Source organism: Abiotrophia defectiva ATCC 49176 (assembly GCF_037041345.1).
In the GTDB taxonomy this organism is placed as follows: Bacteria; Bacillota; Bacilli; order Lactobacillales; family Aerococcaceae; genus Abiotrophia.
Genome location: NZ_CP146287.1, coordinates 1,638,550 through 1,661,475, shown reverse-complemented (window position 1 = coordinate 1,661,475; position 22,926 = coordinate 1,638,550). Strand labels below are relative to the sequence as shown.

At 48.8% G+C, this 22,926-nt stretch carries 15 protein-coding genes; 10 read left to right on the top strand and 5 right to left on the bottom strand.

The annotated features are described in order from the left end of the window. Positions 1 to 159 precede the first annotated feature (159 nt). The 4 genes from V7R82_RS07675 (at position 160) to V7R82_RS07660 (ending at position 3,563) form a co-directional block, all read left to right on the top strand. A complete protein-coding gene (locus V7R82_RS07675; protein ID WP_338542278.1) occupies positions 160 to 1,068 on the top strand; it encodes a magnesium transporter CorA family protein in 909 nt (302 codons plus the stop codon). A gap of 15 nt (positions 1,069 to 1,083) precedes the next feature. After that, positions 1,084 to 1,995, top strand: a complete 912-nt coding sequence (locus V7R82_RS07670; RefSeq protein ID WP_070756297.1) for a magnesium transporter CorA family protein — start codon at positions 1,084 to 1,086, stop codon at positions 1,993 to 1,995. 27 nt (positions 1,996 to 2,022) lie between these two features. Beyond that, complete coding sequence (locus V7R82_RS07665; RefSeq protein ID WP_338542275.1) at positions 2,023 to 2,619, top strand: CYTH domain-containing protein; 597 nt, start codon at positions 2,023 to 2,025, stop codon at positions 2,617 to 2,619. Between the two features lie 275 nt (positions 2,620 to 2,894). Next, positions 2,895 to 3,563 (top strand): DsbA family protein, encoded by a 669-nt coding sequence (locus V7R82_RS07660; RefSeq protein ID WP_338542273.1) that lies wholly within the window; start codon positions 2,895 to 2,897, stop codon positions 3,561 to 3,563. 615 nt (positions 3,564 to 4,178) lie between these two features. Here V7R82_RS07660 and V7R82_RS07655 read toward each other — a convergent pair. Continuing rightward, a complete protein-coding gene (locus tag V7R82_RS07655; protein ID WP_338542271.1) occupies positions 4,179 to 4,751 on the bottom strand; it encodes a CpXC domain-containing protein in 573 nt (190 codons plus the stop codon). Positions 4,752 to 4,973: 222 nt separating this feature from the next. On the opposite strand from V7R82_RS07655, the gene V7R82_RS07650 reads away from it, so the two are divergent. The 4 genes from V7R82_RS07650 to V7R82_RS07635 all read left to right on the top strand — a co-directional run bounded on the left by V7R82_RS07650 (position 4,974) and on the right by V7R82_RS07635 (position 15,241). Next, a complete protein-coding gene (locus V7R82_RS07650) occupies positions 4,974 to 6,284 on the top strand; it encodes an alpha-L-fucosidase (protein WP_338542270.1) in 1,311 nt (436 codons plus the stop codon). Between the two features lie 183 nt (positions 6,285 to 6,467). After that, a complete protein-coding gene (locus V7R82_RS07645; protein ID WP_303885549.1) occupies positions 6,468 to 7,277 on the top strand; it encodes an MBL fold metallo-hydrolase in 810 nt (269 codons plus the stop codon). 204 nt (positions 7,278 to 7,481) lie between these two features. After that, entirely contained in the window at positions 7,482 to 12,047 is a 4,566-nt protein-coding gene (locus V7R82_RS07640; RefSeq protein ID WP_338542269.1) for an endo-beta-N-acetylglucosaminidase, read from the top strand. Between the two features lie 155 nt (positions 12,048 to 12,202). Then, the gene (locus V7R82_RS07635) at positions 12,203 to 15,241 is read left to right on the top strand and encodes a glycoside hydrolase family 2 TIM barrel-domain containing protein (RefSeq protein WP_338542267.1); all 3,039 of its coding nucleotides are present in this window, start codon (positions 12,203 to 12,205) and stop codon (positions 15,239 to 15,241) included. Positions 15,242 to 15,320: 79 nt separating this feature from the next. On the opposite strand, the gene V7R82_RS07630 is transcribed toward V7R82_RS07635, so the two are convergent. From V7R82_RS07630 to V7R82_RS07615, 4 genes are all read right to left on the bottom strand, one after another. Beyond that, positions 15,321 to 15,923 (bottom strand): hypothetical protein, encoded by a 603-nt coding sequence (locus V7R82_RS07630; protein ID WP_338542264.1) that lies wholly within the window; start codon positions 15,921 to 15,923, stop codon positions 15,321 to 15,323. A 16-nt stretch (positions 15,924 to 15,939) separates the two neighbouring features. Next, a complete protein-coding gene (locus V7R82_RS07625; protein WP_291430144.1) occupies positions 15,940 to 16,536 on the bottom strand; it encodes a hypothetical protein in 597 nt (198 codons plus the stop codon). Between the two features lie 97 nt (positions 16,537 to 16,633). Beyond that, a complete protein-coding gene (gene epsC, locus V7R82_RS07620) occupies positions 16,634 to 17,221 on the bottom strand; it encodes a serine O-acetyltransferase EpsC (protein WP_306486064.1) in 588 nt (195 codons plus the stop codon). Next, positions 17,221 to 18,129 (bottom strand): PLP-dependent cysteine synthase family protein, encoded by a 909-nt coding sequence (locus V7R82_RS07615; protein WP_035363955.1) that lies wholly within the window; start codon positions 18,127 to 18,129, stop codon positions 17,221 to 17,223. Before V7R82_RS07615 ends, epsC begins: the two co-directional genes overlap by 1 nt. Positions 18,130 to 18,320: 191 nt before the next feature. Here V7R82_RS07615 and pcrA point away from each other — a divergent pair, with 191 nt between their 5' ends. Further along, entirely contained in the window at positions 18,321 to 20,717 is a 2,397-nt protein-coding gene (gene pcrA, locus V7R82_RS07610; RefSeq protein ID WP_338543760.1) for a DNA helicase PcrA, read from the top strand. Between the two features lie 199 nt (positions 20,718 to 20,916). After that, the gene (gene ligA, locus V7R82_RS07605) at positions 20,917 to 22,926 is read left to right on the top strand and encodes an NAD-dependent DNA ligase LigA (protein ID WP_338542260.1); all 2,010 of its coding nucleotides are present in this window, start codon (positions 20,917 to 20,919) and stop codon (positions 22,924 to 22,926) included.

The window sequence follows — 22,926 nt, the reverse complement described above, 5'->3', positions numbered from 1 at the left end:
GAGTAATATAGTTCTATTATACGACTAAATGTAAGGGTGTTCAATGTTATTTCTAACAGAATTTTTATCCTTTTTGGGTAAGGACCCTTTACGTTTACTTTTTAAGTCCAATTTCGGTATAATAAGGAGGTGAGAAAAATAGGAAAGGAGGGTGGCGCCATGATTCGCAGTGTCCCCCTGAACGCCCAGGATGTCTGGATTAATATTGAAGCGGATGCCTTAGAAAAACATCCCGAGTGGATCGAGGAGTTCGACTTGGACGATGAGATAATCGAATATGCGGCCGACCGTAATGAGTGGGCTCGGGTGGATTATGATCGCCAGAGCCATACCTTCGTCCTGATATTTAATGTGCCTAATCGCATTAAGCAGACCCGACACTATGAGACCGTACCGATGACCTTCATCGTTCAAAAGCATCGTCTAATTACAATCAGTAACGAGGAAAATGCCTATATTCTGCAACGTATGCATCGCAACCTAGAGTTAGAGCCAGATCAAAGCCTCTTCGGCTTTCTATTCGAAGCCCTCTATCGGGTGACGGATGAGTACTTCCCTTTAGTTGAAGAAATCAACCGTGAACGAGATCAATTGACCCGGCTCTTGCGTGACAAGACCACACGAGAGAATCTCCTGGCCTTATCGGATATGGAGACTGGCATGGTCTATTTCATCACTGCCAGCAAGCAGAATACCGTCCTCTTGGAGCAATTGCGGACCTTATTGGTTTTCCGCTCGCTAACGGAAGTGGAGCGGGAGCAATTGGAAGATGCCCTGATTGAAGCACGCCAGTTAGTGGAAATGACCCAGTTGACAGGCCAAACCCTACAACAACTGTCAGACACCTATAACAATGTCTTGAATAATAACTTGAACGATATTTTTCGAATTCTGACCACGCTAGAGATTATCCTCATGGTACCGACCTTTGTGACCGGCTTCTTTGGTATGAACGTGCCAATTCCCTTTGCCAATCATCCTCTGGGCTGGTTGATTACCTTGATTATTAGTGTTGCTGGATGCTTAGTAATTAATGGCGTCCTCAAAAATCTCTTGGCCCGAAAATAAGAAAGGAGGCTCCCCATGATTAGCATGCGACCAATCAACGAGACAGATAGCTGGCTCAATATTGACGTGGACACCATTGCCTCCCGGCCGGACCTTCTCAGTCAATATGGCTTAGATGAAGAGATTGTCGAATACGCCCTGGACCGTAATGAACGTGCCCGGACCGAGTACGACCGTGAACGCAACACCTTTATCATCATCTATAATGTCCCTAATCCCATTAAACAGGATTACCACTATGAGACGGTGCCCATGACCTTTATTGTTCAGCCCAACCGACTTATTACGATCAGCAATGAGGCCAATGCTTACCTGATACCAGAATTCAGCCGTTATCTAGATGCCAACCCTGGGGTTTCGGTCTTTACCTTCCTCTTCGCTTCACTCTATACCGTGTCTGAACAGTATTTCCCTTTGGTTGAGAAAATCAACCAGGAGCGCGACCAACTTAACCAGGTTCTCAGACAGAAGACCACCAAGCAGAACCTCTTCGCCTTGTCAGACTTGGCCACTGGGGTTGTTTACTTCGTCTCAGCCACCAAGCAGAATGTGGTATTGTTGGAACAACTGCGGACCCAGTTTATGTCTCGTCTGCTGGATGAGACGGCGCGCGAGGAGTTGGAAGACTCCTTGATTGAAGCCAAGCAATTGGTGGAAATGACCCAGTTGACCTCGACTATTTTGCATCAACTGTCGGGCACCTATAACAACGTCTTGAACAACAACCTGAATGACACCATGAAACTCTTAACCATTGTGTCCATTCTCCTGACGATTCCAGATATTATCACCTCCTTCTTCGGGATGAATATGCCCCTACCTTTTGAGCAAGATGCCATGGGTTGGGTTTATATCTTGTTGATCTCGGCAGTTGGCTGGGTGATTGGCCTAAGAATCCTCAACTATCTCATGGATAAGAAACAATAGCGATTAAGAAAGGGGGGGAGGCGCCGTATGGCCTTGATTGAACAAGAAGTAAAAATTGCCTTGGAGGCTGGGAGCTTTGCTCGACTTAAGGCGGGTTTGGGGCTAGATGGGGTGGCTCCGCGCCAACAGGTTAACCACTATTACGATAGTAAGCAGAGCGCCCTTAAGGATGCCCGAGCTGCCTTGCGCCTACGGCAATATGACCAAGTGAGTGAGTGGACCTTCAAGCAGGCTTTGGATCAGTTCCAGGCGCTGGAAATCACACAAACTAATGTGGGGCGTCTAGATTCGGTGCCTGCCAGCCTGGCTGACGCTTGGATTCAGGATGAGGACCTCTTAGCCGCCTTAGCCAAAGTAGGGATAGAGCCCCAGGACTTAGTTCTGAGCTATGGTTTTCAGACTCATCGCTGGACCCTAGACTTAGGCTGGGGTGAGTTGGTGCTAGACCAGACTCTTTATGGTGATCAGGTCGACTATGAGCTAGAGTTAGAGGCTCAAGACCTGCCCCAGGCTCAAGACTATATAGCCAAATTAAGCCAGGCCTACGATTTTCCACTTCTAGCAGCAGACAAGAAAATTGCCAGAGTAAGCGCCTATTACGCCAAATTAGAGAAGAATAAATGAGCTAGTGGTCGACTTTAAAGAGTGGACCACTAGCTGCATGGGAAAAGGACGAAAAGGGCCCAAAATGCTGAGAAAGCTGAGATCCAGTGGCCCACTTTGAAGAGTGGACCACTAGCTAGCCGAGAAATAGAGGAGAACAGTCCGCTTCATCCCAACCGAGCAAGATTCCGGCCGCAATGTCTTTTAGCCGGGCTATAAGGCATTTCATTAGAACTTGTCTATTCTTTGTGTTAAGATAAATTTAAGAAATCCAGTCGGAGAGGAGGGAATGTCGCATGCCACAAGAGCAAGTGGCCTATCAAGTATCAGGCCATGGTCAGGCTAGATTATTTGAGTTGTATCTCTTTGTTAACCCCCTAGGGCAAGATTGCCGCAGAGTTGAGCGCGAACTCAGCCGTGCGATTAAGCAAATGCCGGCCAAGACGGATGTGCATATTCTCTGCTTTACCAGTCAACCCCTCATTGCTCGTTACATGATGCAGTTGGGTTATGAACCTCAAGATTTGCGTCATCGCAACGAAATTTTCCAGAAGATTTATTCTGCCACCTTGGCTTACCGGGCAGCGGGTCTGCAAGGCAAGCGTCGTGGCCGTCAATACCTCTACGAAATGCAAAGTCGCATTAATTCTGATTTAGAACGGCTGACGGATGACTTTTTGGCCAACTTAGCCTGTGATATTGGCTTGGATTTGGCCCTCTTCGAGAGTGACCGACGTTCTCAATACGTCAAGGAACTCTACTATCGTGATCAAAAGATTGCGCTCGAGATGAAAGTACAAGATACACCGTCACTCATTATTTTTGAACAGTGTTCCGGGGACTCCGGCATCCTCTTACAAGGACCGATGGAGTGCCAACACATTCTGGAACAAGTGGACTTATTAATGGATAAAACTTGCTGCCCTCGACCTACTCGGTTGAAGCTGGTCGCAACAAAAAGATAATAAGAGAGAGGCTAGAACTTGGTTCTAGCCTCTTTTTTGGTGATATGGAGTGGGCAGCGTGCTGATTAGGCAACTGAATGTGACAAAATGATCAAAAACAGCAAGAATCCTAAACGTTTCAGCAAGAATGTGCAAGAATTATTAGGGAGATTTTAGTAAAATAAAAGAGATATCTTCATATTCAAGGGAAGTGCCTTGCGTTAATCAAAGAGTCTAAATGCAAAAAAATAGCACCGAATCGGTGCTCACTCATCAGAGTTGATTGCGGATAAAACCTTATTTTAACGCGCTGTGTTGTTTTGAATGCTTACCAAACTGGCAACTACGCTCTGACCGGTGGCGAGTGGTTTTAGAGCTATGTTGTTTTGAATGCTTATCAAACAGGTGAAGTGCAAAATCTGCACATCACCTCGTTTTAGAGCTATGTTGTTTTGAATGCTTACCAAACAGGTGAAGTGCAAAATCTGCACATCACCTCATTTAAGAGCTGTGTTGTTTTGAATGCTTAACTACAAAAAAAAGAGACTGGATTCATTAAACATCCAGTCTCTTTTTTGATTTCTAAATCCAAGTTTCTTGAGCTATCCACTCTTGATCGACCACAAAAACCTGTTCTTACTTGAATTCAGGAGCCCGCTCAGCCACTTGCTGGTAGAGTGCCTCATCAAAGTCTAGTCCCAGCAAGCCGGAAGGGGTGTAGAGATAGAACAATTTATCTCCTTCAGGGTTAAGTCCGAAGTAGAGGTCGACTAGGTCATGAGGTAGGCCGTCGGCTTGTTTTAAGGCCTGTTTGACTGCTTCCATGATACGGTCATCATAGCCGGCAGTGAAGATGGCTACCTTTTCCATGAAGTCCAAGGGATGGGTCACTAGGCGGATTTGGTAGTCGGCATAGTCAGGACCGTAAGAGTCAACCATGTCGGGTAGTTGCTTGAGGAGTTGAGCGGCTTCTGCTTCATTTGGCTGATAGTGTATTCTGACCTTAGCAACGCGGTCTTCGTAGAGGGTAGGGTAGATGATGCGCTCCTGCTTTTGACACTGCTGACAGCTAAAGGTCGCCCAATCGCCTGAAATGATGCGGTCACGCAACGGGGGCTCCATATCGCCAGTCACAAGCAAGAGAACTTCGAAGTCTTGGACATGCTGGCAATGAGGGCAGGTCATTTGGACAGTATCACGAACAATCATAAGGACAACTCCTTCGAATTTAGTTTAGCAAGATTACTTTATACTTACTAGTTTACACCTGAATGATGGGGCTTACAAGTGTTGTATTTATTGGAATAATAGGAAAATCTAGCAAGTTATTGTAAACGCTGTCTTTTGGAGCTATAATAGATGTGCAATCGACATTATTTTAGGAGGACACAAAATGAAGTTTTCATCTATCAACCCAGGAGGTGGGCGCTCATGACCCAGACTCTGGCTCAAATTATGGAACGGACGCAATGGTTCCGTCAGGCGCGTTTTGGCATGTTTCTACACTGGGGGCTTTACAGCATTCCCGCCCGAGGTGAGTGGGTATACAGTCATGACCCAGGAATCGTGGAAAGATACCCTAGCTACCTAGACTGCTTCAATCCCGAGGGCTACCAGCCCCAGGAATGGGCGCGACAGGCTAAGGCGGCAGGCATGCAGTATATGATTTTGACGGCTAAGCACCACGACGGTTTCTGCCTCTTTGATAGTCAGTGGACGGACTATAAGGCGACTAATACCCCTTGTGGCCGGGACTTGGTAGGGGAATTTGTCGACGCTGCACGTGCTGAAGGACTCAAGGTTGGCCTCTATTACAGTCTCTTAGACTGGCACCATCCTGACTATCCACATGCAGGCGACCCTTATCATCCCCGTAAGCAAGAGGCGGCTGACCCTGGCCAAGATTTCAATCGTTATGTCGATTATATGCACCGCCAGGTCGAAGAATTAGTGACCCAGTATGGCCGATTGGATATCCTCTGGTTTGACTTCTCTTATGGCAAAATGTATGGTCAGGCTTGGCGGGCCCAAGAATTGATTGAGCTCGTTCGGGGCCATCAGCCTTGGATTTTGATTGATAATCGTCTGGAGACATCTGGCGAGGGCTTTGGCAGTATTATAACTGAGACTATTAGCGACTATGCTGGGGATTTTGTCAGTCCTGAGCAAGTGGTACCACATGAGGGCATCCGCAACGAAGCCGGAAACTTTGTCCCTTGGGAACTCTGCTTGACCATGAATAATAACTGGGCCTATCACGCTAGAGACCATCACTATAAATCATCGGCAACGCTCATTCATAAGTTAGTGGAGTGCGTGGCCAAGGAGGGTAACATGCTGCTCAATATTGGGCCAACCGCTCAAGGTCGCTTCCCAGCCGAAAGTCAGGCCATTCTGCGTGATTTTTCTGACTGGATGGATTTACATGCGGAGAGTATCTATGGCTGTGGCTATGCAGACCTGCCAAAACCTGACTGGGGCTATTATACGCGCAAAGGCCAGACCATCTACGCCCATCTCTTCGAGCAACCGATTGGGCCCCTTTATTTGCCAGGCATTGACCGCGATCAAATCAAACGTATTTCTTGGTTGAATGATGGCTCAGAGCTCCAGGTTTCGGACAGTTGGAATATCAAGGCCTTTCCAGGCTTGACCTTCGTCCAAATGGGGGAAGTAGAGCACTATACTTATCTCCTACCTAACCAAGTTGATGCCGTGCTGAAGATTGAATTGAAGGATTAAATGGACATAGAGGCTAGGTAAAACTGGCCTCTTTTTTATGCGCATATCACTAGCACTGAAGGGCCCTTTTGCGTATACTAGACAGTGGAGATGAGACTAGGTGAAAAATTCCAGAGGGTCTTAGATAGCGTGTGATTTGAAGATAGGGAAGTAGGCGAGTGTGTGATAGTAAGAGTGCAGGAAATGAGCCAGAATGCCAATGGCTTAAGATTTTCAATCTTGGCGTCTGGTAGTAGCGGCAATGTCACCTATGTGGAGTCAGACCGCCAACGACTCTTGGTCGATGCGGGTTTGAGTGGCAAGAAAATAGAATCTTTGATGGCCCAGATTGACCGCAGTGTGGCCGATGTGGATGCCATTTTGGTGACGCATGAACATAAGGACCATATTCATGGGGTAGGCGTTCTATCCCGCAAATATAATTTGCCAGTTTATGCTAATAAGGCAACCTGGCAAGCCATGGATGGGATGCTGGGGGCTATTGACCCTGACAACCGTCGCGAGTTAGAACCAGATCAGTTGGTGACCTTCGGGGACTTGGATGTCTTAACCTATCAAGTCAGCCATGATGCGGCCATGCCTCAATTCTATGCCTTCCAACAGGGAGATAAGCAGTTCGTCATGTTGACGGACTCAGGCTATGTCAGCGAAAGACTTCGTAGCCTCTTGCAGAATGCCAACGCCTATCTGATTGAATCTAACCACGAGATTGAAATGTTGCGCTATGGCGCCTATCCTTGGTCGCTTAAGCAACGGATTTTGGGCGATAAGGGCCATTTGTCTAACGAAGATGGGGCCCTGGCCATGGTCGATATGTTAGGGACCAGCACCCAAGATATTTATTTGGGCCACTTGAGCAAGGAAAATAACACCAAGGAATTAGCCCTCTCTACCTGTACGGGTATTCTAGAACAACATGATATTGAAGTCGGTCGTCGGCTCAAGGTTCATATGACCGATCCAGAACTAGCGACGCCGCTTAAGTACCTTTAATTAATCACCTGAATTTAAACCCGCCTTTTGGCGGGTTTTTTATCTTATGTAGAGGCTGATAAGAACAAGTATTCTCTAGTCAAGAGGGGAGCCCGCAACAGCCATAATTTCTGATAATTTATCTATAGTTTTGAGATAGTTATTGTGTAAGCGCAGTCATATAATGGGGGTAAAGCAAGACCAAATATGAAAGGAGTTAGAAGTATGAGCAAGACAAGTGTTTCCCCCCATTGGCAGATGAAGGCAGCCCTAGCCTCTTCCCTGACCATTGGTTTGTTGTTGGCCGGAGCCCCTCGGGTAGCGGCAGAAGAAGTGGTGACTTCAGATACAGAGGCTTCCTTAGACCAGCTTAGTCCCAAAACCGAGGTCAGCCAAGCTGCCACGCCCCCTAGTGACAGTTCGAGCCTAAGTGAAGAGCCAGCCCCAAGCCCTGCTAGCAGTGAGTCAGATCAGACCAGTCAAGCGAGTGCAGAAAGCAACCAAGCCAGCGCTAATCCTGCCCCGGCTCAAGAAGTGCCTGACACACCGCAAAAGCAAGGTGGAGAGGTCAAGCCAAAGGAAGTGAAGTTCCAAAACTGGCAAGAACTCCTAGATTGGCAACCGGGAGCGCGTCAGGATGATGAAATTAACCGGGCCAGTGTCCCCCTCGCTTCACGTTATCAAGGACATGTGGTCAACCCAACGGCTAACCCTGATGCTAAGGTTCAAGCCTTATCGAATATGAATGCTAAGGCAGAAGACCATGCCTCTGTTGGGGGCGAGGAGTTTAAGACCTATGCCTTCGACCACTGGCAATACCTTGATTCCATGGTCTTTTGGGATGGGTTAGTGCCAAGCCCTGATGTCATTGATGCTGGCCACCGCAATGGGGTGCCAGTCTATGGGACCCTCTTCTTCAACTGGTCCACGAGTCGTGCCGACCGCAAACGTTTCTTGGAATTCTTGCAAGAAGATCAAGAAGGCTCTAACACCTTCCCGCTCGCGCGCAAGCTGGTTGACGTAGCCAAATACTATGGCTATGATGGCTACTTTATTAACCAAGAAACCACCGGCCATGGCCTCTATGGCAAGGGTGAGAAGATGCGGCAGTTCATGCTCTATGCTAAACAATATGCAGCCGAGCAAAAAGTGAATCTCAAATTTTCTTGGTATGATGCCTTTGATATTAACGGCCAACGTAATCACCAAAACGCCCTAACAGAAGTTAACCGCGATTACATGAAGGCAGAAAAACCACAAGGTCCTGTCCCAGTCGACGAATTCTTCGCCAACTTCAACTGGGGTAAGGCATCGGTGGATGAATCGGTCAATAGCGCTAAGGCGGTCAATCGCTCCCAGTATGATGTCTATATGGGCTTTGAATTACAGAAGAACTCTTATAAGACCCAGGTGCCATTCTGGGACTTGCTAGATGACCAAGGCAAGCTTCGGACTTCCTTAGGACTCTTTGCACCGGATTCCATTCTTGGCATTGGGACCACCGGGGAAAGTTATCACCGGGAAGAAAATAACTTCTGGACGGGCTTGCAACAAGACCCAACCAAGCCAAAACCAGAAGATAGCACTTGGTATGGCTTGTCTGGCTACATCGCTGACAAAACGGCCATTCTAGGCGACCAATTCCACACCAGCTTCAATACGGGTCACGGTAAACGTTGGTATATAGATGGCAAAGTCTCTAAAGACTCTGAATGGAACTATCGGTCGGTGTCTGGTATTTTACCAACCTGGCGTTGGTGGATTCGCTCTAAGAATGGGGAGGCCGGCCTTAAGGGTGACTATGACTTTGAAGATGCCTATAACGGCGGGAACTCGCTTCAATTTTCAGGTCGATTAGGAGCTAAGAACCCAGAAGAAGCCATGCTTTACGCCACCAAATTAGCTGTGGGTGAGACTACGCAGTTGAAGCTAGCCCACAAAGGTGGCCTAGGAAGCCGTGTCCGGGTCGGCTTAGCCACTCAGGCTAACTATAGTGCTGATAGCTTCCATTACTTTGACTTAAGGCCAGGCAAAGACTGGCACCAAGATACTTTGGACCTATCTAGCTTGAAGGGCAAGACTATCTATGCCATTAAGTTTGCCTTTGAAAGTGAGACGGATCAAGCTGCTTATCGCTTCAACCTAGGGCAAATCGACCTCTTGAAGACGGCAACAGCCCCTGTGGCCCCAAGCCAAGTCCAAGTAGTATCCAAGCAACTCAGCTCTAGCCGTCAGGCCCAAGCCCATCTAGCCTTTACGCCAAGTGCCAATGCGGATTACTATGAAGTCTATCAAGAAGTCGCACCTAATAAATGGCATTTACTGACAGGTTCATCTAACCACCATATTTATTTGGCTAAAGTGTCTCGACCACAGGATGCTAGTGGGACGACCCAACGGCTCAAGGTAGTAGCGGTGGGCAAGAATGGCTTGCGGTCTGAAGCCGGCTATGCGACTTTTGACTGGCAAATGACCACGTCTGATACGACCCAACCACAAGAGCAGGCACCTAATATTGTGCCAGGAGCTACTGTGACCTTTGCTTCCGGTCCTAGCGATGGTTCTGAGCCAGCTGACGCCATGTTGAACGGGACCATTACCTCTAATGCCGACAAATGGTGTATTCTAGATCCTCAAGGCCATGTCGACATTAAACTTAGCCAGGTCAGAACGGTCCGCCGATGGGTGGTTGAACATGCTGGGGCTGGTGGCGAGTCTGTCAATGATGGTCTCATGAATACCCGCGACTTTGACCTCTACTACAAGGATATGACCACCGGGGAATGGTTATTGGCTAAATCAATTCGTGGCAACCGCGCTCATGTAACGGATGTGGACCTAGATCGACCAATCACTGCTCAAGAATGGCGTTTGGATGTGGTAACTTCCCATAACGGAACGCCTTGGGGGGCCATTCGTATCTATAACTGGAAGATGTATGAACAAGCTGCTTCCAAAGAATCCACCAACCTGCCAATGGCTAATGTGGCCGCTCAATCTTTGGGAAATGGCTATGTCCAAGTTGGTTTGAACAAGGTGCCTGCCAAGGCCACAGTAAGACTCTATGCTGACCGGGAAGCGACTCAGCTATTAGGGGAAGTAAGGGCTGATCAAGCGGGAGACTACAGTTTCCAACCAGTTCGTTTAGCAGAAGGCAGCCATTTGCTCTACTATAAGACCTGGGAAGAAGGCAAGGAAGCTAGCAACCTATCCGCAGTCTTGGTAGATGCCACTAGCGCCCATCAAAAGATTCAAGCAGTCAGCCTGGAACAAGGCTTAGAGCAAACGGTCTATCATGTCAAGGATGGCTTGAATCTAGCGGGCGGTAAATTGCGGGTTCGTCTAGAAGGAGCCAAGGAGGATCAACTCGTTAACCTGACCCACCCTGGGGTGACAGTCAGCGGTTATGACGCGACTAAGCTGGGTGCTCAAGATCTAGTTGTCAGCTACCTGGGCCAAACTCTGGATCAAAAGCTGAGAGTCTACGTGGCTAAGGCCGACTCGAACGATGACAGTAAGGAAATTACCCATCTGGCTATTACGACTCTGCCAAATCAACACTATCGTCCTGGCCAAGACTTGGATTTATCCAAGGGCAGATTCCAAGTAGTGTATTCAGACCAAAGCCACCACACCTATACCTTCCAAGATTCAGGTGTTACAGTCTCTGGTTATGACCCTCAACGATTAGGTGAGCAGAAAGTAACTCTGCACTATCAAGACTTTAGCGTGGACTTCTCTGTTTGGGTGGAAAAAGAAGAAGCTAACTTCGAATATCTCAACCAGAAATTAGCTGAAGTTGAGCGCCTTCTTCCACACTATCGCTATCAATTTGCGACCCCAGAAGAGCAGGAGGCCCTTAAGGATAGTGTCAGCAAGGCTCAGGACTTAGTCAAGGCAGCGCAGACTGCTGAGCAAGCTCAGGTAGATGCGGCACTCGCTAATTTGAATAAGGCCCTAGGCAATCTATCCGGTCAGAAAGGGCACGACGAGGCGCGCCTGGTTCTAGGGGCAGTGGCCTCATTAGGTCAGGACTGGGCGAATCGTCTACAAGATCCTGAATTAAAGGACAAACTAAGCAAACAAGTCAGTCAGGCACGGACCTTGATGGACCAAGACTTGGTAAGTCCGGCAGACTTTGCAGCAGCTAAGGCGCAACTTGAAGAATCTATCTTAGCAGCTAAGAAAGTGACGCCAACCGTCTTGCATGACCCAGGTCACGATGTGACCGTGGCCTTCTCAGGGCTGGAGCCAAGTCATATTACAGGTCTCAAGGTCGGTAAGCTAGGGCCAGAAGACCTGACGGAAGCCGAAAAACAAGCTTTGGCAGGACGGCAGGCCCTTGTCTACGATATTGAAGGCCAAGACGCTCAGGGTCAAGATGTGGATACGCAATACCCTGCTAAGGTCAGTCTACCATCGCCTCAAGATCAAACAGTAGAGCAAGTACTCTTCTTGCCTGAGGACGGGCCAGCCCAAAGCTTGCCTTTCCAAGTTCAAGATGGCCGGGTTGTCTTTGAGGGGCCACACTTTACCCACTACGCCTTAGTATTCGCTAAGGCAGAACAAAGTCAAGAACCGAGTCAACCAGGACAAAGTGATCCGGTTGGGCCAGAAGACCAAACACATGCAAGCCAAACTAGACCTGCTGGTGACAAGGTGTTAGCAGCGGCTAGCCATGAGGACCGCCTGCCCGAGACGGGTGAGAGCCCATCTGGCTTTGTCCTAGGTGGACTAGTCCTCTCCTTCTTAGGAATCTTAGGTCTTCGTCCTAAACGTGAAAGAGAGTAAGAAGGCAAAACTGCCCCTTAGGGGCAGTTTTTTGTGGGGAAATGATAACAAGTTTGGGGTGCGTGGGTTCCTGATCAAGAGACTTATGCTATAATAGAAAAGAAGGAAGCGCATCCAGGTGTCTCGACCTGATTATGCGCTGAAGGGGGATAGCCATGTTAATCAGTAACTTTTTTGAAGACCTAAGTCTTCAGTCTGTTGGCCAAATGCCACAGGCGGCCTACTTCATTCCCTATGGGAATTTAGAAGAGGCCAAGCAAGCCAAGCGGAGACAGGAATCGTCTCGTTTTGTGGACTTGAATGGGGACTGGAATTTCCATTATTTTGATAATGTCCGCTTGATTGAATCGCCTTATTGGTTGACGACTCACCAAGAGGACTTGGATTGGACCACGATGCCGGTGCCCAGTTGTTGGCAATATCAGGGATTTGATAACTTTCAATATACCAATACGGAATACCCTATTCCTTTTAATCCACCTTATGTGCCCTATGCCAACCCTGCCGGGCTTTATAAACGAAGCTTTGAGATTAGGGATTTGGCGGATCTGCCTGGGACAGAACTGGTGCTAGAAGGGGTAGACTCAGCAGCCTATGTCTGGGTCAATGATCACTTTGTTGGCTACGGGCAAATTTCGCACAGCCTACAAGTCTATGATTTAACCCCTTATATCAAAGAGGGGAAGAACCAGCTAGCAGTGCTGGTTCTCAAATGGTGTGATGGGACTTATCTGGAAGATCAGGACAAATTCCGGATGAGTGGTATTTTCCGCGATGTCTATCTGAGACGGCGGTCTGCTCAGGGACTGGTTGATTTTCATCTGCGTCCCCAAGTAGCGCCAGATGGCCAGTCGGCCCAGCTGGAATGGTCTTGGTCCCTTAATCAGCCAGGGGGGAGCTGGTCCTATCGCTTGGAAGATGCGGAGGGTCAGCTAGTCTTGGAGGAGACCAATCTACCACTGAATTCTAGCCAGCAGACCTTGACTTTGTCCCTTGAAGAGCCCCATCTCTGGTCGGCTGAAAAACCATACCTATACACGCTCTACTGGTCGGTGGCAGGCGAGACCTATAAACAAGCCATTGGTCTGCGAGAGTTATCTGTGGACAAAGACGGCCTCTACTGTAACCATCAGGCTATCCGACTCATAGGGGTCAACCACCACGATTCCTGGCCGGATACGGGAGCGACTGTGACCTTGGAACGCCAAGTTCAGGACTTGATGCTCATCAAGCACCATAACTTCAATGCCATTCGGACGGCTCATTATCCAAAGTCACCAGAATTCTATGAGCTATGCGATCGCTTGGGCTTTTATGTGGTCAGTGAGGCCGATATAGAGTGTCATGGCGTGGTGGATCTGTATGGCCGTGGCTATAGTCGCAACTTTAACCAGATAGCGGAGGATCCTGAGTGGCAAGAAGCTCTAGTAACCCGTATGGCAGCCAATGTCTTGCCACTGCGGAACTTTTCTTCCATTATCATGTGGTCGGCGGGCAATGAATCAGGTTTTGGCATCAATTTCGAAGTCCTGCTAGCTCAAGCCAAGTCTTGGGATCCGACGCGGATTCTGCATTATGAAGGGTATTATTTCCGCGACCCAGCTAAGGCGCACAATAAGCAGCATGTGGAAGTCTACAGCCGGATGTATCCCTCTATTGAAGAAATCGAGACTCTCTACTTTAGCGAGGGGGGCCAATATGCACCACTTGATCGGCCGCTCATGCTTTGCGAGTATGCCCATGCCATGGGCAATGGACCGGGCGGTCTGGAAGATTATTATGACTGCATGCAGCGTCATCCTCAATTGATTGGCCTCTTTGTCTGGGAATGGTGCGACCATGCCATCGCGGTCCCACTAGCGGGGCAGGCAGAACCTGTCTACCGTTACGGGGGCGACTTTGGCGACTATCCGCACTTCGGCAATTTCTGTATGGATGGCTTGGTCTATCCGGATCGGACCTTGCATACGGGTCTCTTAGAGCACAAACAGGTCTTCCGGCCAGTCCGCTTAATAGACTTTGATTTAAAAGCCCATCGAGCTTGTTTCCGTAATGACTATGCCTTTTTGAATTTGGCAGAGGCCCTCTACTTGCGAGTAGAAGCCTATAATCGGGAGGGCTTGCTCTTAACTAGTCAAGACTGTGCAACTTGGCAGGCTGAGCCAGGCCAAACTACTTGGGTCGACTTAGCTTGCTGTGGGGACCTAGCTAGTGTGGCCAGTGTCCGCTTTGTCTATTTGGGCCTGGAAAATGAAGGGGAATATGGCTTCGATCAGGTAAGCTTGGCAGCCTATGAAGTCCCTAGCCTGAGCCAAGCGCCACAAGTTGTTAGTGGCCAGGAAGACCTGGCCAGTTATCAGTTGACCTGGGGCGACCTAGTCTTGACCTTTGATAAGGGCAGTCTGGCGCCAAGTCAAATTAGTTATGCCGGTCAGGAACTGCTCAGGCAAGCTGCCTTCTGGCAAATTTGGCGGGCTCCGACAGATAATGATCGTCATGTTCGTAAGGAATGGGAAGCGGCCAATTATCATTACAGTCAGCTTTGGATTCGAGACAGTCACCTAGAAGTTCAAGCTGATGGTGTTAGCCTACATTTCTCAGGGGCTATGACGGCGCTGGCGCGGCAGAATCCATTGAGCCTGACAGGGGCTTGGAAACTGGCTAAGGATGGCCAGTTAAGTTTGGAAGTCCAAGCTAACTTAGATAGCCAAATGCCTTTCTTGCCACGATTTGGCCTTTGCCTGCCATTGGTAGATGCCCAGACGGTTCATTATCTGGGACAGGGACCTTTTGAAAATTATGCCGACAAGCAGGCTGCTAGCTACCGGGCCCAATTCAGTTTGGATGCCGGGGATTTCTATGAGCCTTACATTAAGCCGCAAGAAAATGGCAACCGTAGCCAGGTGTCATGGCTAGAAGTTGTCCAGGCGCCGGTTCTTTGGCAGGTTCAAGATCAGACGCCAGCTAGTTCGGGGCTTAACTTCAGTCTATCGCCTTATAGTGCGCAGACCTTGAGCCAGACTAGCAACCGCGATCAATTGCCGGAGCCATCAGGTTATTATCTCAACCTAGATTTAGCTCAAAGTGGTCTAGGAACCAATTCTTGTGGTCCTGCCTTACCAGATGTCTATCGCATCACAGGACCTAGCTTGTCCTGTCGCTGGACCATGGCCTGGCGGCCCCTAGACAACTAAGCCTCAAACAAGAAATCCAGGGCTATTAGCCCTGGATTTTATAAAAATAAGGCTAAGTTGAAAACTTAGCCTTTTATGTTTATTCAAAGTCTTTGACCATCGCCTTGTAGAAATCATGGTTGTAAATAAGGAAGAGATCGTACTGTGGTTTGTCAGGCTTTTTCTCATCCTGACCGATGCGGTGGCCACTTAGGATAAGGCCGAAATCCTTAGTCTCGACAAAGACCTTATCGACAGGCGAGGGTTCCCGATTAAGCAATCGCTCCATTTGGGCTTCAGGTTTGACCCCTAGGCCTGCCATGCGTTGTCGGATGCTATCGGCGTCTAGCTTAGCCATAGCGAAGGCTAGCACCTTGTTATCGGGAGTTGATAGGAGCACTGCCTCAGGACCGAAGCGGTGGATGGTGTACTTGAAGTCGGTATTAGCTAGTTGAGTTTCCTTACTATCCGTTACTTCCCATTTGAAGAGTTTAGCGAGATTGTCAAGAGTCTTCTTAGCATCCTTGAGGTCTAAGGCTTCCTTAAGTTTAGGAGTCAACTCGTTGCTAGCAGCTTCTAGGCTTTCGTAAGAAGTTTGACTTGAGTCAGACTGGCTAGACTCAGATGACGATTGGGCCAGTACGGGGCTAGTCGTTAAGACCAGACCGGCTGCTAATAGGCTAAGTTTCTTGAATAGAGACATATACTTCCTCCTTGACTTACTTGTCTGAGATGGCATCTTCAAAACGAAGACTTGGTTTGACTTGCATCAGATAGCGGAAGAGTTCAATGAGATTGTCGTATTTTTGCTGACTGACAGTCCCCATATCTAAAGAATGCATTTCCTGCTCACCTTCTCTCATGTAGAGGAAGAAGAGGTGGTTGGATGAGACATGTGGGCCGTCTTTCATGCGTTCAATCTTTACACCGATTAGGCTTAACTCTTCGATTTGGTAGTCAATGAAGCCGTTTTTGATATAGAAGAGGGTATCGCGGTAGACATAGAATTGGTTGAGTGGGTCCACAAAGCTAGCTTGCTCCGTCAGCAAGGAGAGGTTGTCACGCAATTCCGGGTAGCGTTGGTAGGTCGCTTCGTAGCGTGCCTTGGTTTCCCGTCTGATTTTGAAAGCCAGGAAAATGAAGCTGATGCCCATAGGGATAAAGAGTAGGCCAAAGATACTAGATATGATAATGCCGACCTGATCCTGTTTATTGATTGCACTCGGGATATTGAGAACAGCCCAAAGACCCATGAGGATGAAGAAAATCCCGAATGGTAAGGCTGTGAACATCGCATGATTATTATTCTGTTTCATTGAAAAACCTCCTAAGATAGTCTTTGCCTTATTATAGCATAAGGTTAGGTTTCTTGTCTTTGATTGCCAATCCAAAAAAGAGGCTGAGACACTTGTCTCAGCCTTTAGCCTTTGGCTCTGAAGCAGAGCTAGTAGAAGTCTTGTAGAAAGGCACAATTTGGTCCTGCCCCGGGTACTTAATCCAGACGGGGGCTTCGTATACGATGGCACCTGCAGGCACATCTTGCTTGATGACGACATTACAGCCGATTTTGGCTCCTTGGCCGATGGTGACATTACCCAGAATCTTGGTGCCCGCTCCAATCAGGACATGGTCTTCAACCGTGGGGTGGCGCTTGACAGGGTCTAACTTGGTTCCGCCGAGGGTCACGCCCTGATAGAGGGTGACATCCTTGCCAACTATGGCCGTCTCGCCAATGACAATGCCCATGCCGTGGTCCATAAAGAGGCCAGGACCAATTTGGGCACCGGGATGAATTTCAATGCCGGTCACGCGACGGGCGCGTTTAGCTAGGAGTCTAGCTAGGAGTGGATGGCCCTTGACATAGAGGGCGTGGGCAATGTAGTGGTAGTTAAGAGCCTTAATATGTGGATAGGTCCAGAAGACCATCCAAGGCGACTTGGCAGCAGGGTCAAGGGCCATGACGCGTTGAATATTATAGGAAAGTCGTTGCCAGAAAGACATTAAACTTGAACGTAGTTCCCACCTTCAAAGTCCAAGACGGAGAGATATTTCTCTACGCCATCAGGTAAGATGGTCACAATTTTTTTGTCAGGATATTGGGCAGCTAGTTTCTTAGCCCCGGCCAAGGCTGCACCAGACGAAATACCGACCCCAATACCAGTCGTCCGGATAAAGTCTTTGGCTTCAGCGAAGGCTTCGTCATTGCTGATAGTTAGGACTTGGTTGGCTAATTCAGGTTTGAAGTTACCTGGCAGGAAGCCAGTCCCAATCCCTTGAATCTTATGGGCACCGGCCCGGCCTTGGCTGATAACAGGTGAATCTTCTGGTTCTAAGGCCACTGCTAGGACACCTGGTTTGTGTTCATTTAAGTATTCTACAACCCCTGTGAAGGTACCACCAGTCCCAATCCCTGCGACAAAAATATCTAGGTCTGGCACTTGTTCTAGGATTTCCTTACCTGTAGTTTGGTGGTGGTAAGCTGGGTTAGCTGGGTTATCAAATTGGCTCAAAATAATAGCGTTTGGATAACGGCTCTTAATTTCTTCTGCCTTAGCGATGGCCGCCTTCATGCCGCCTTCTTTTGGAGTCAAGACGAGTTGCGCCCCGTAGGCTTTGATAAGTTGGCGACGCTCCACGCTAAAGCTTTCAGGCATGATGACAACTGCCTTGAGACCCAAGACAGAGGCCAGAAGGGCGACTGCAATCCCAGTGTTACCAGAACTTGGCTCAACAAAGATAGTTTCAGGCGTTACTGCACCTGCTGCTTGAGCTGCTTGAATCATACCCAGAACGGCACGATCTTTGACGCTGCCACCCAAGTTGTACTTCTCGAGTTTGACATAGATATTGCTATTGTCTAATTGATAGACAGGGGTATTACCGATAAATTCTAATGAGGTTTGGGACATATAGTTCAACTCCTTCATATTTGGCTATCATCAGCCGACTTATTGTTGATTAGTATAACACAGTTTGGTATGTCTGGCGCGGGTTTAAAGCTATTTTGGCTATCTTAATTTCATATAACCAGCTATAGTTTTTGACTTGAAAGGTGAGTTTAGTCTCAGGATTTGTTATAATAGGAGTTGAGATTTTGAAGATGGAGGTTGGGCATGTGACGGCGCTAGACACGTTGATTAAAGGCTTAAATTCAAAACAAAGAGAGGCGGTTCTGACCACGGAAGGGCCTGTCCTCATCGCAGCCGGAGCAGGGAGTGGTAAGACGCGGGTTTTAACTCATCGCATCGCCTACCTGATTCAGGAGCGGCAAGTCAATCCCTGGAATATCCTGGCCATTACCTTCACCAATAAAGCAGCAGCCGAGATGAGAGAACGGGTCCAAGGTCTAGTGGGGGAAGAGGCTTCTTCTATTTGGGTGGCTACCTTCCACGCCATGTGTGCTCGTATTCTGCGTCGGGAAATCGAGACGCTGGGCTATGCCAAGAACTTTACCATTATTGACCAGGGCGAGCAGCAGACCCTGATGAAGCAGGTCTTGCGGGACTTGAACTTGGACAGTGACCAGTATAACTACAAGGATCTACTCTGGGTCATTGATGCGGCTAAGAACCAAGGCTATTTGCCGGATGATTTTCTGGCTTCTGATAGTGGCTATATTCATGAAATTCATGCCAATATCTACCGCAATTATCAGAAGCGGCTCAAGGCAGCCAATGCCCTGGATTTTAACGACCTGATTTTGCTGACCGTGCGACTACTCGAGCAGAATCCGACCGTTCGCCAGTTCTATCAGCAGAAATTCCAATATATCCATGTAGATGAGTACCAAGATACCAACCATAGTCAATATCGCCTGGTTCAGCTCCTGGCGGGTTTGCTTAAGAATATTTGCGTGGTAGGGGATGCCGACCAATCTATCTATGGTTGGCGGGGAGCCAACATGGCTAATATCCTTAACTTCGAGCAGGACTACCCTCAAGCTAAGGTAATCTTGCTAGAACAGAATTACCGTTCCACTCAAACTATTCTTAAGGCCGCTAACAGTGTGATTGAAAATAACCTCCAGCGTAAGGATAAGCAGCTCTGGAGTGACGGCCAAGTAGGGGAAAAGATTCAAATCTACTCTGCCGATAGTGATTTGGAAGAAGCTGAATTTGTTACGCGAACCATCCGGCATTTGCGGGACCAAGAAGGAGCCAACTATAGCCAAGTAGCTGTGCTCTATCGGACTCAGGCCCAATCACGGGGGCTAGAAGAAGCTCTCTTGCGGTCCAATATGCCTTACAAGGTAGTGGGGGGGCTTAAGTTCTATGCTCGTAAGGAAATACAGGACACTCTGGCCTATCTGCGGCTCTTGGATAATCCACATGACAACCTCAGCCTTAACCGAATCATTAATGTGCCTAAGCGAGGAATTGGGGCAACAACGGTGACTAAGTTGGCTGAATTCGCGGATTCTCTCGGAGTCTCCTGGTTTGAGGCCATTGGGCGCCTGCATTTCTCCAATTTCTCAGCCAGTGTTCAGAAAAAGCTGCTGGACTTTGCTCACTTGATTGAGACCCTGCGCCAGCAAGTACCTTTCTTACCACTCCGGGACTTAACGGAAGAAGTTTGGGATAAGACGGGTTACCTTAAGTCGCTCAAGGAAGAAGGGACGGTCGAGGCGGCTAACCGTCTGGAGAACTTGGAAGAATTTGCCTCAGTCGTCACCCAGTTCGACCAAACGGAGCGGGAGGCGATTCTGGAACAAGATCCTGATTATTTGGCTCAGACTCAGGGCCAGGAAGAAGTGGCTTTGGCGCCACTGACCCAATTTTTAACTGATGTCTCCCTCATGACCGATGCAGACAATCAGGAAGAGGTCTTAGATCAGGTGACCCTCATGACCCTGCATGCAGCCAAGGGATTGGAATTTCCTTATGTCTTTATGGTGGGCATGGAAGAGGGGCTTTTCCCACTGCGTCGCGCTAGTGAGAATCCTGACGAGCTAGAAGAAGAGCGACGTCTGGCCTATGTAGGCATGACCCGGGCTGAACGCGCTCTCTATCTGACTGCTAGCAAGCGACGCCTGCAATATGGCCGAACCGTGACCAATCCACCTAGCCGATTCTTGGATGAAATCCAACCTGATTTGGTCGAGTGGCTAGGGTCAGGCCGTCAGTCAAGCGCCTATGGTCAAAGTAGCTGGCAGCAGACTTGGTCTGACAACTCTTCTTGGACGGGCTTGCATCATCAGCCAACCGCCAATGTCGCACCTAGTCGGACCATTCGCAAGCAAGAAACGGGTGACCGTTGCCTTAAGAATCAAGCAGCCCTTCGTCATAAGGGGCCAGTAGCTGGGGCTAGCACTTCCGCAAGTGGAGCAGGTCAGACTTGGCAGGTCGGGGATAAGGTCATCCACAAGACCTTCGGCCAGGGCACCATTGTTAAGGTGGCTAAGGCTGGCAAAGACCAACTACTGAGCGTGGCCTTCGCCTCGCAAGGCATCAAGGATTTGATGGCAGCCTATGCCCCATTGACTAAGGCAAGTGAATAGAATAAGCCAAGCTGAGACTTAAGTCTCAGCTTTTTTCATATGACTTAGGTGTTCGATAGTGGTCGCCATGGGAGGGCATATTGCACTTTTGTAAAAAGTTCGCATTTTCCGAGAAAAATTCGCTCAAATGCGCTATAATGTAGATTAGGGTAGTGGGCCCATGGCTCACTAGCTGACCTGGATATGAAGGAGAATGAAAATGCCAAGCCAAAACCTTCAGGCACGCCTTGAAGAAGTCAAGCACTTATTAAATGACTATGCCTACCATTACTATGTTCTAGACCAATCCCTGGTTAGTGACGCAAGCTATGATGCCCTCTATCGGGAACTGGAAGAAATTGAAGCGGCGCATCCAGAATGGATTACGCCAGATTCGCCTACCCAACGGGTCGGGGACCAGCTCCTAGAAGGCTTTAGTAAGGTTGCTCACGCAGAATCTATGTATAGTCTAGGCAATGCCTTCAGTCCAGAAGAAGTGACACAATTTATTGAGCGGGTGACCCAACAAGTCGAGGGCCCTGTCTCCTTCATGTGTGAATGTAAAATCGATGGCTTAGCCATTGCCCTTACCTACCAGGATGGCGTCTTTGTACGTGGCGCTACGCGGGGGGATGGGACAATTGGCGAAGACATCACCCAGAATCTTCGTACCATTCGCTCCTTGCCTCTACGTCTAAGACAAAATCTGTCAGTAGAAGTGCGCGGTGAATGTTACATGCCTAAGGCTGTCTTCCTTGCACTCAATGAGGAACGCGAAGCCCAAGGCCAAGAAATCTTTAAGAATCCCCGCAATGCGGCGGCTGGTGGCTTACGTCAGTTAGACCCGCGTGCGGTGGCTGACCGCCAACTCAACATCTTCCTCTACAGTGCAGTCTACACGGATCAATTTCATCCTGAGAGTCAGGCCGGTCTCTTTGCGGCTTTTGAGCAATTGGGGCTACGGACCAATCCGCTCAGACGTGAATGTCAGACGGCTGAAGAAGTGATTGACTATATCCAAATGATTGGCCAACAGCGCCATGACTTGCCTTATGAAATTGATGGCGTGGTCATCAAGGTTAACCGCATTGACCAGCAACAGGCCTTAGGCTTTACGGTCAAGGCACCACGCTGGGCCATTGCCTATAAATTCCCGGCTGAAGAAGCGATGACCACCCTACGTGAGGTGGAATGGACCGTGGGGCGGACGGGTGTCGTGACACCAACTGCCATTATGGATCCCGTGCCATTGGCAGGGACAACGGTTCAACGCGCTAGTCTCCACAATGTGGACTTGATTGAGAGCCTGGATGTGCGGATTGGAGACCAAGTCACGATTCATAAGGCGGGCGACATTATTCCTGAGATTACCTCAGTGCTTTTGGCTAAACGGCCCCAAGACAGTCAGCCCCTGACCATTCCGACCCATTGTCCGGAATGTCAGACACCCTTAGTACGTCAGGGTGAGGAAGTGGCTTTACGCTGTCCTAACCTAGTCTGTCCGGCCCAACGCCTAGCCCTCTTGAGCCATTTTGTCTCTCGGGGTGCTATGAACATTCAGGGCTTGGGACCACGTATTCTTAACCAGCTAGTCGCTAGTCAAGCAGTCACGGAATTGGATGACCTCTATCGTTTGACCTTAGAAGATCTCTTAGGTCTAGATAAAATCCAAGAAAAATCCGCCCAGAAATTACTGGCTGCCATTGAAGCTAGCAAGTCCAACTCCGCTGAGCGTTTGCTCTTTGGTTTGGGCATTCGACATGTGGGCGCCAAGGCAGCGCGCTTAGTCTTGCAAGTCTTTGGCGATTTGAATAGGTTAAGCCAGGCGACTGCCGAGGAAATTGGGGCCATTGAAGGAGTCGGGCCAATTATCAGCCAGTCTCTAGTGCAATATCTGGCCTTGGAATCTAGCCAAGCCATGCTTAAACGTCTAGCAGAGGCAGGCGTTAACCTGACCTATCAGGGCCCACAGCCTCTTGAAGTGGCGGAAGGTGCCTCAGCCAATGATTTCTGGTTAGGTAAAACCGTTGTCCTGACTGGGACCATGGAAAGCTATTCGCGTTCTGAAGCCAAGGAGCTCTTAGAAGCGCGGGGAGCTAAGGTGACCGGCAGTGTCTCCAAGAAGACCGATTATTTGGTGGCAGGTCAGGAAGCCGGCAGTAAATTAAGCAAGGCGGAATCCTTGGGTGTAACCATCCTTGACGAAGCCAGTTTCTTAGCAAATCTATAA

What these genes read in the sequence shown, in the direction of transcription:
- V7R82_RS07675 (WP_338542278.1), top strand. Translation starts at nt 160, where the DNA reads ATGATTCGCAGTGTCCCCCTGAACGCCCAGGATGTCTGGATTAATATT.
- V7R82_RS07670 (WP_070756297.1), top strand. Translation starts at nt 1,084, where the DNA reads ATGATTAGCATGCGACCAATCAACGAGACAGATAGCTGGCTCAATATT.
- V7R82_RS07665 (WP_338542275.1), top strand. Translation starts at nt 2,023, where the DNA reads ATGGCCTTGATTGAACAAGAAGTAAAAATTGCCTTGGAGGCTGGGAGC.
- V7R82_RS07660 (WP_338542273.1), top strand. Translation starts at nt 2,895, where the DNA reads ATGCCACAAGAGCAAGTGGCCTATCAAGTATCAGGCCATGGTCAGGCT.
- V7R82_RS07655 (WP_338542271.1), bottom strand. Translation starts at nt 4,751, where the DNA reads ATGATTGTTCGTGATACTGTCCAAATGACCTGCCCTCATTGCCAGCAT.
- V7R82_RS07650 (WP_338542270.1), top strand. Translation starts at nt 4,974, where the DNA reads ATGACCCAGACTCTGGCTCAAATTATGGAACGGACGCAATGGTTCCGT.
- V7R82_RS07645 (WP_303885549.1), top strand. Translation starts at nt 6,468, where the DNA reads ATGAGCCAGAATGCCAATGGCTTAAGATTTTCAATCTTGGCGTCTGGT.
- V7R82_RS07640 (WP_338542269.1), top strand. Translation starts at nt 7,482, where the DNA reads ATGAGCAAGACAAGTGTTTCCCCCCATTGGCAGATGAAGGCAGCCCTA.
- V7R82_RS07635 (WP_338542267.1), top strand. Translation starts at nt 12,203, where the DNA reads ATGTTAATCAGTAACTTTTTTGAAGACCTAAGTCTTCAGTCTGTTGGC.
- V7R82_RS07630 (WP_338542264.1), bottom strand. Translation starts at nt 15,923, where the DNA reads ATGTCTCTATTCAAGAAACTTAGCCTATTAGCAGCCGGTCTGGTCTTA.
- V7R82_RS07625 (WP_291430144.1), bottom strand. Translation starts at nt 16,536, where the DNA reads ATGAAACAGAATAATAATCATGCGATGTTCACAGCCTTACCATTCGGG.
- epsC (WP_306486064.1), bottom strand. Translation starts at nt 17,221, where the DNA reads ATGTCTTTCTGGCAACGACTTTCCTATAATATTCAACGCGTCATGGCC.
- V7R82_RS07615 (WP_035363955.1), bottom strand. Translation starts at nt 18,129, where the DNA reads ATGTCCCAAACCTCATTAGAATTTATCGGTAATACCCCTGTCTATCAA.
- pcrA (WP_338543760.1), top strand. Translation starts at nt 18,321, where the DNA reads ATGGAGGTTGGGCATGTGACGGCGCTAGACACGTTGATTAAAGGCTTA.
- ligA (WP_338542260.1), top strand. Translation starts at nt 20,917, where the DNA reads ATGCCAAGCCAAAACCTTCAGGCACGCCTTGAAGAAGTCAAGCACTTA.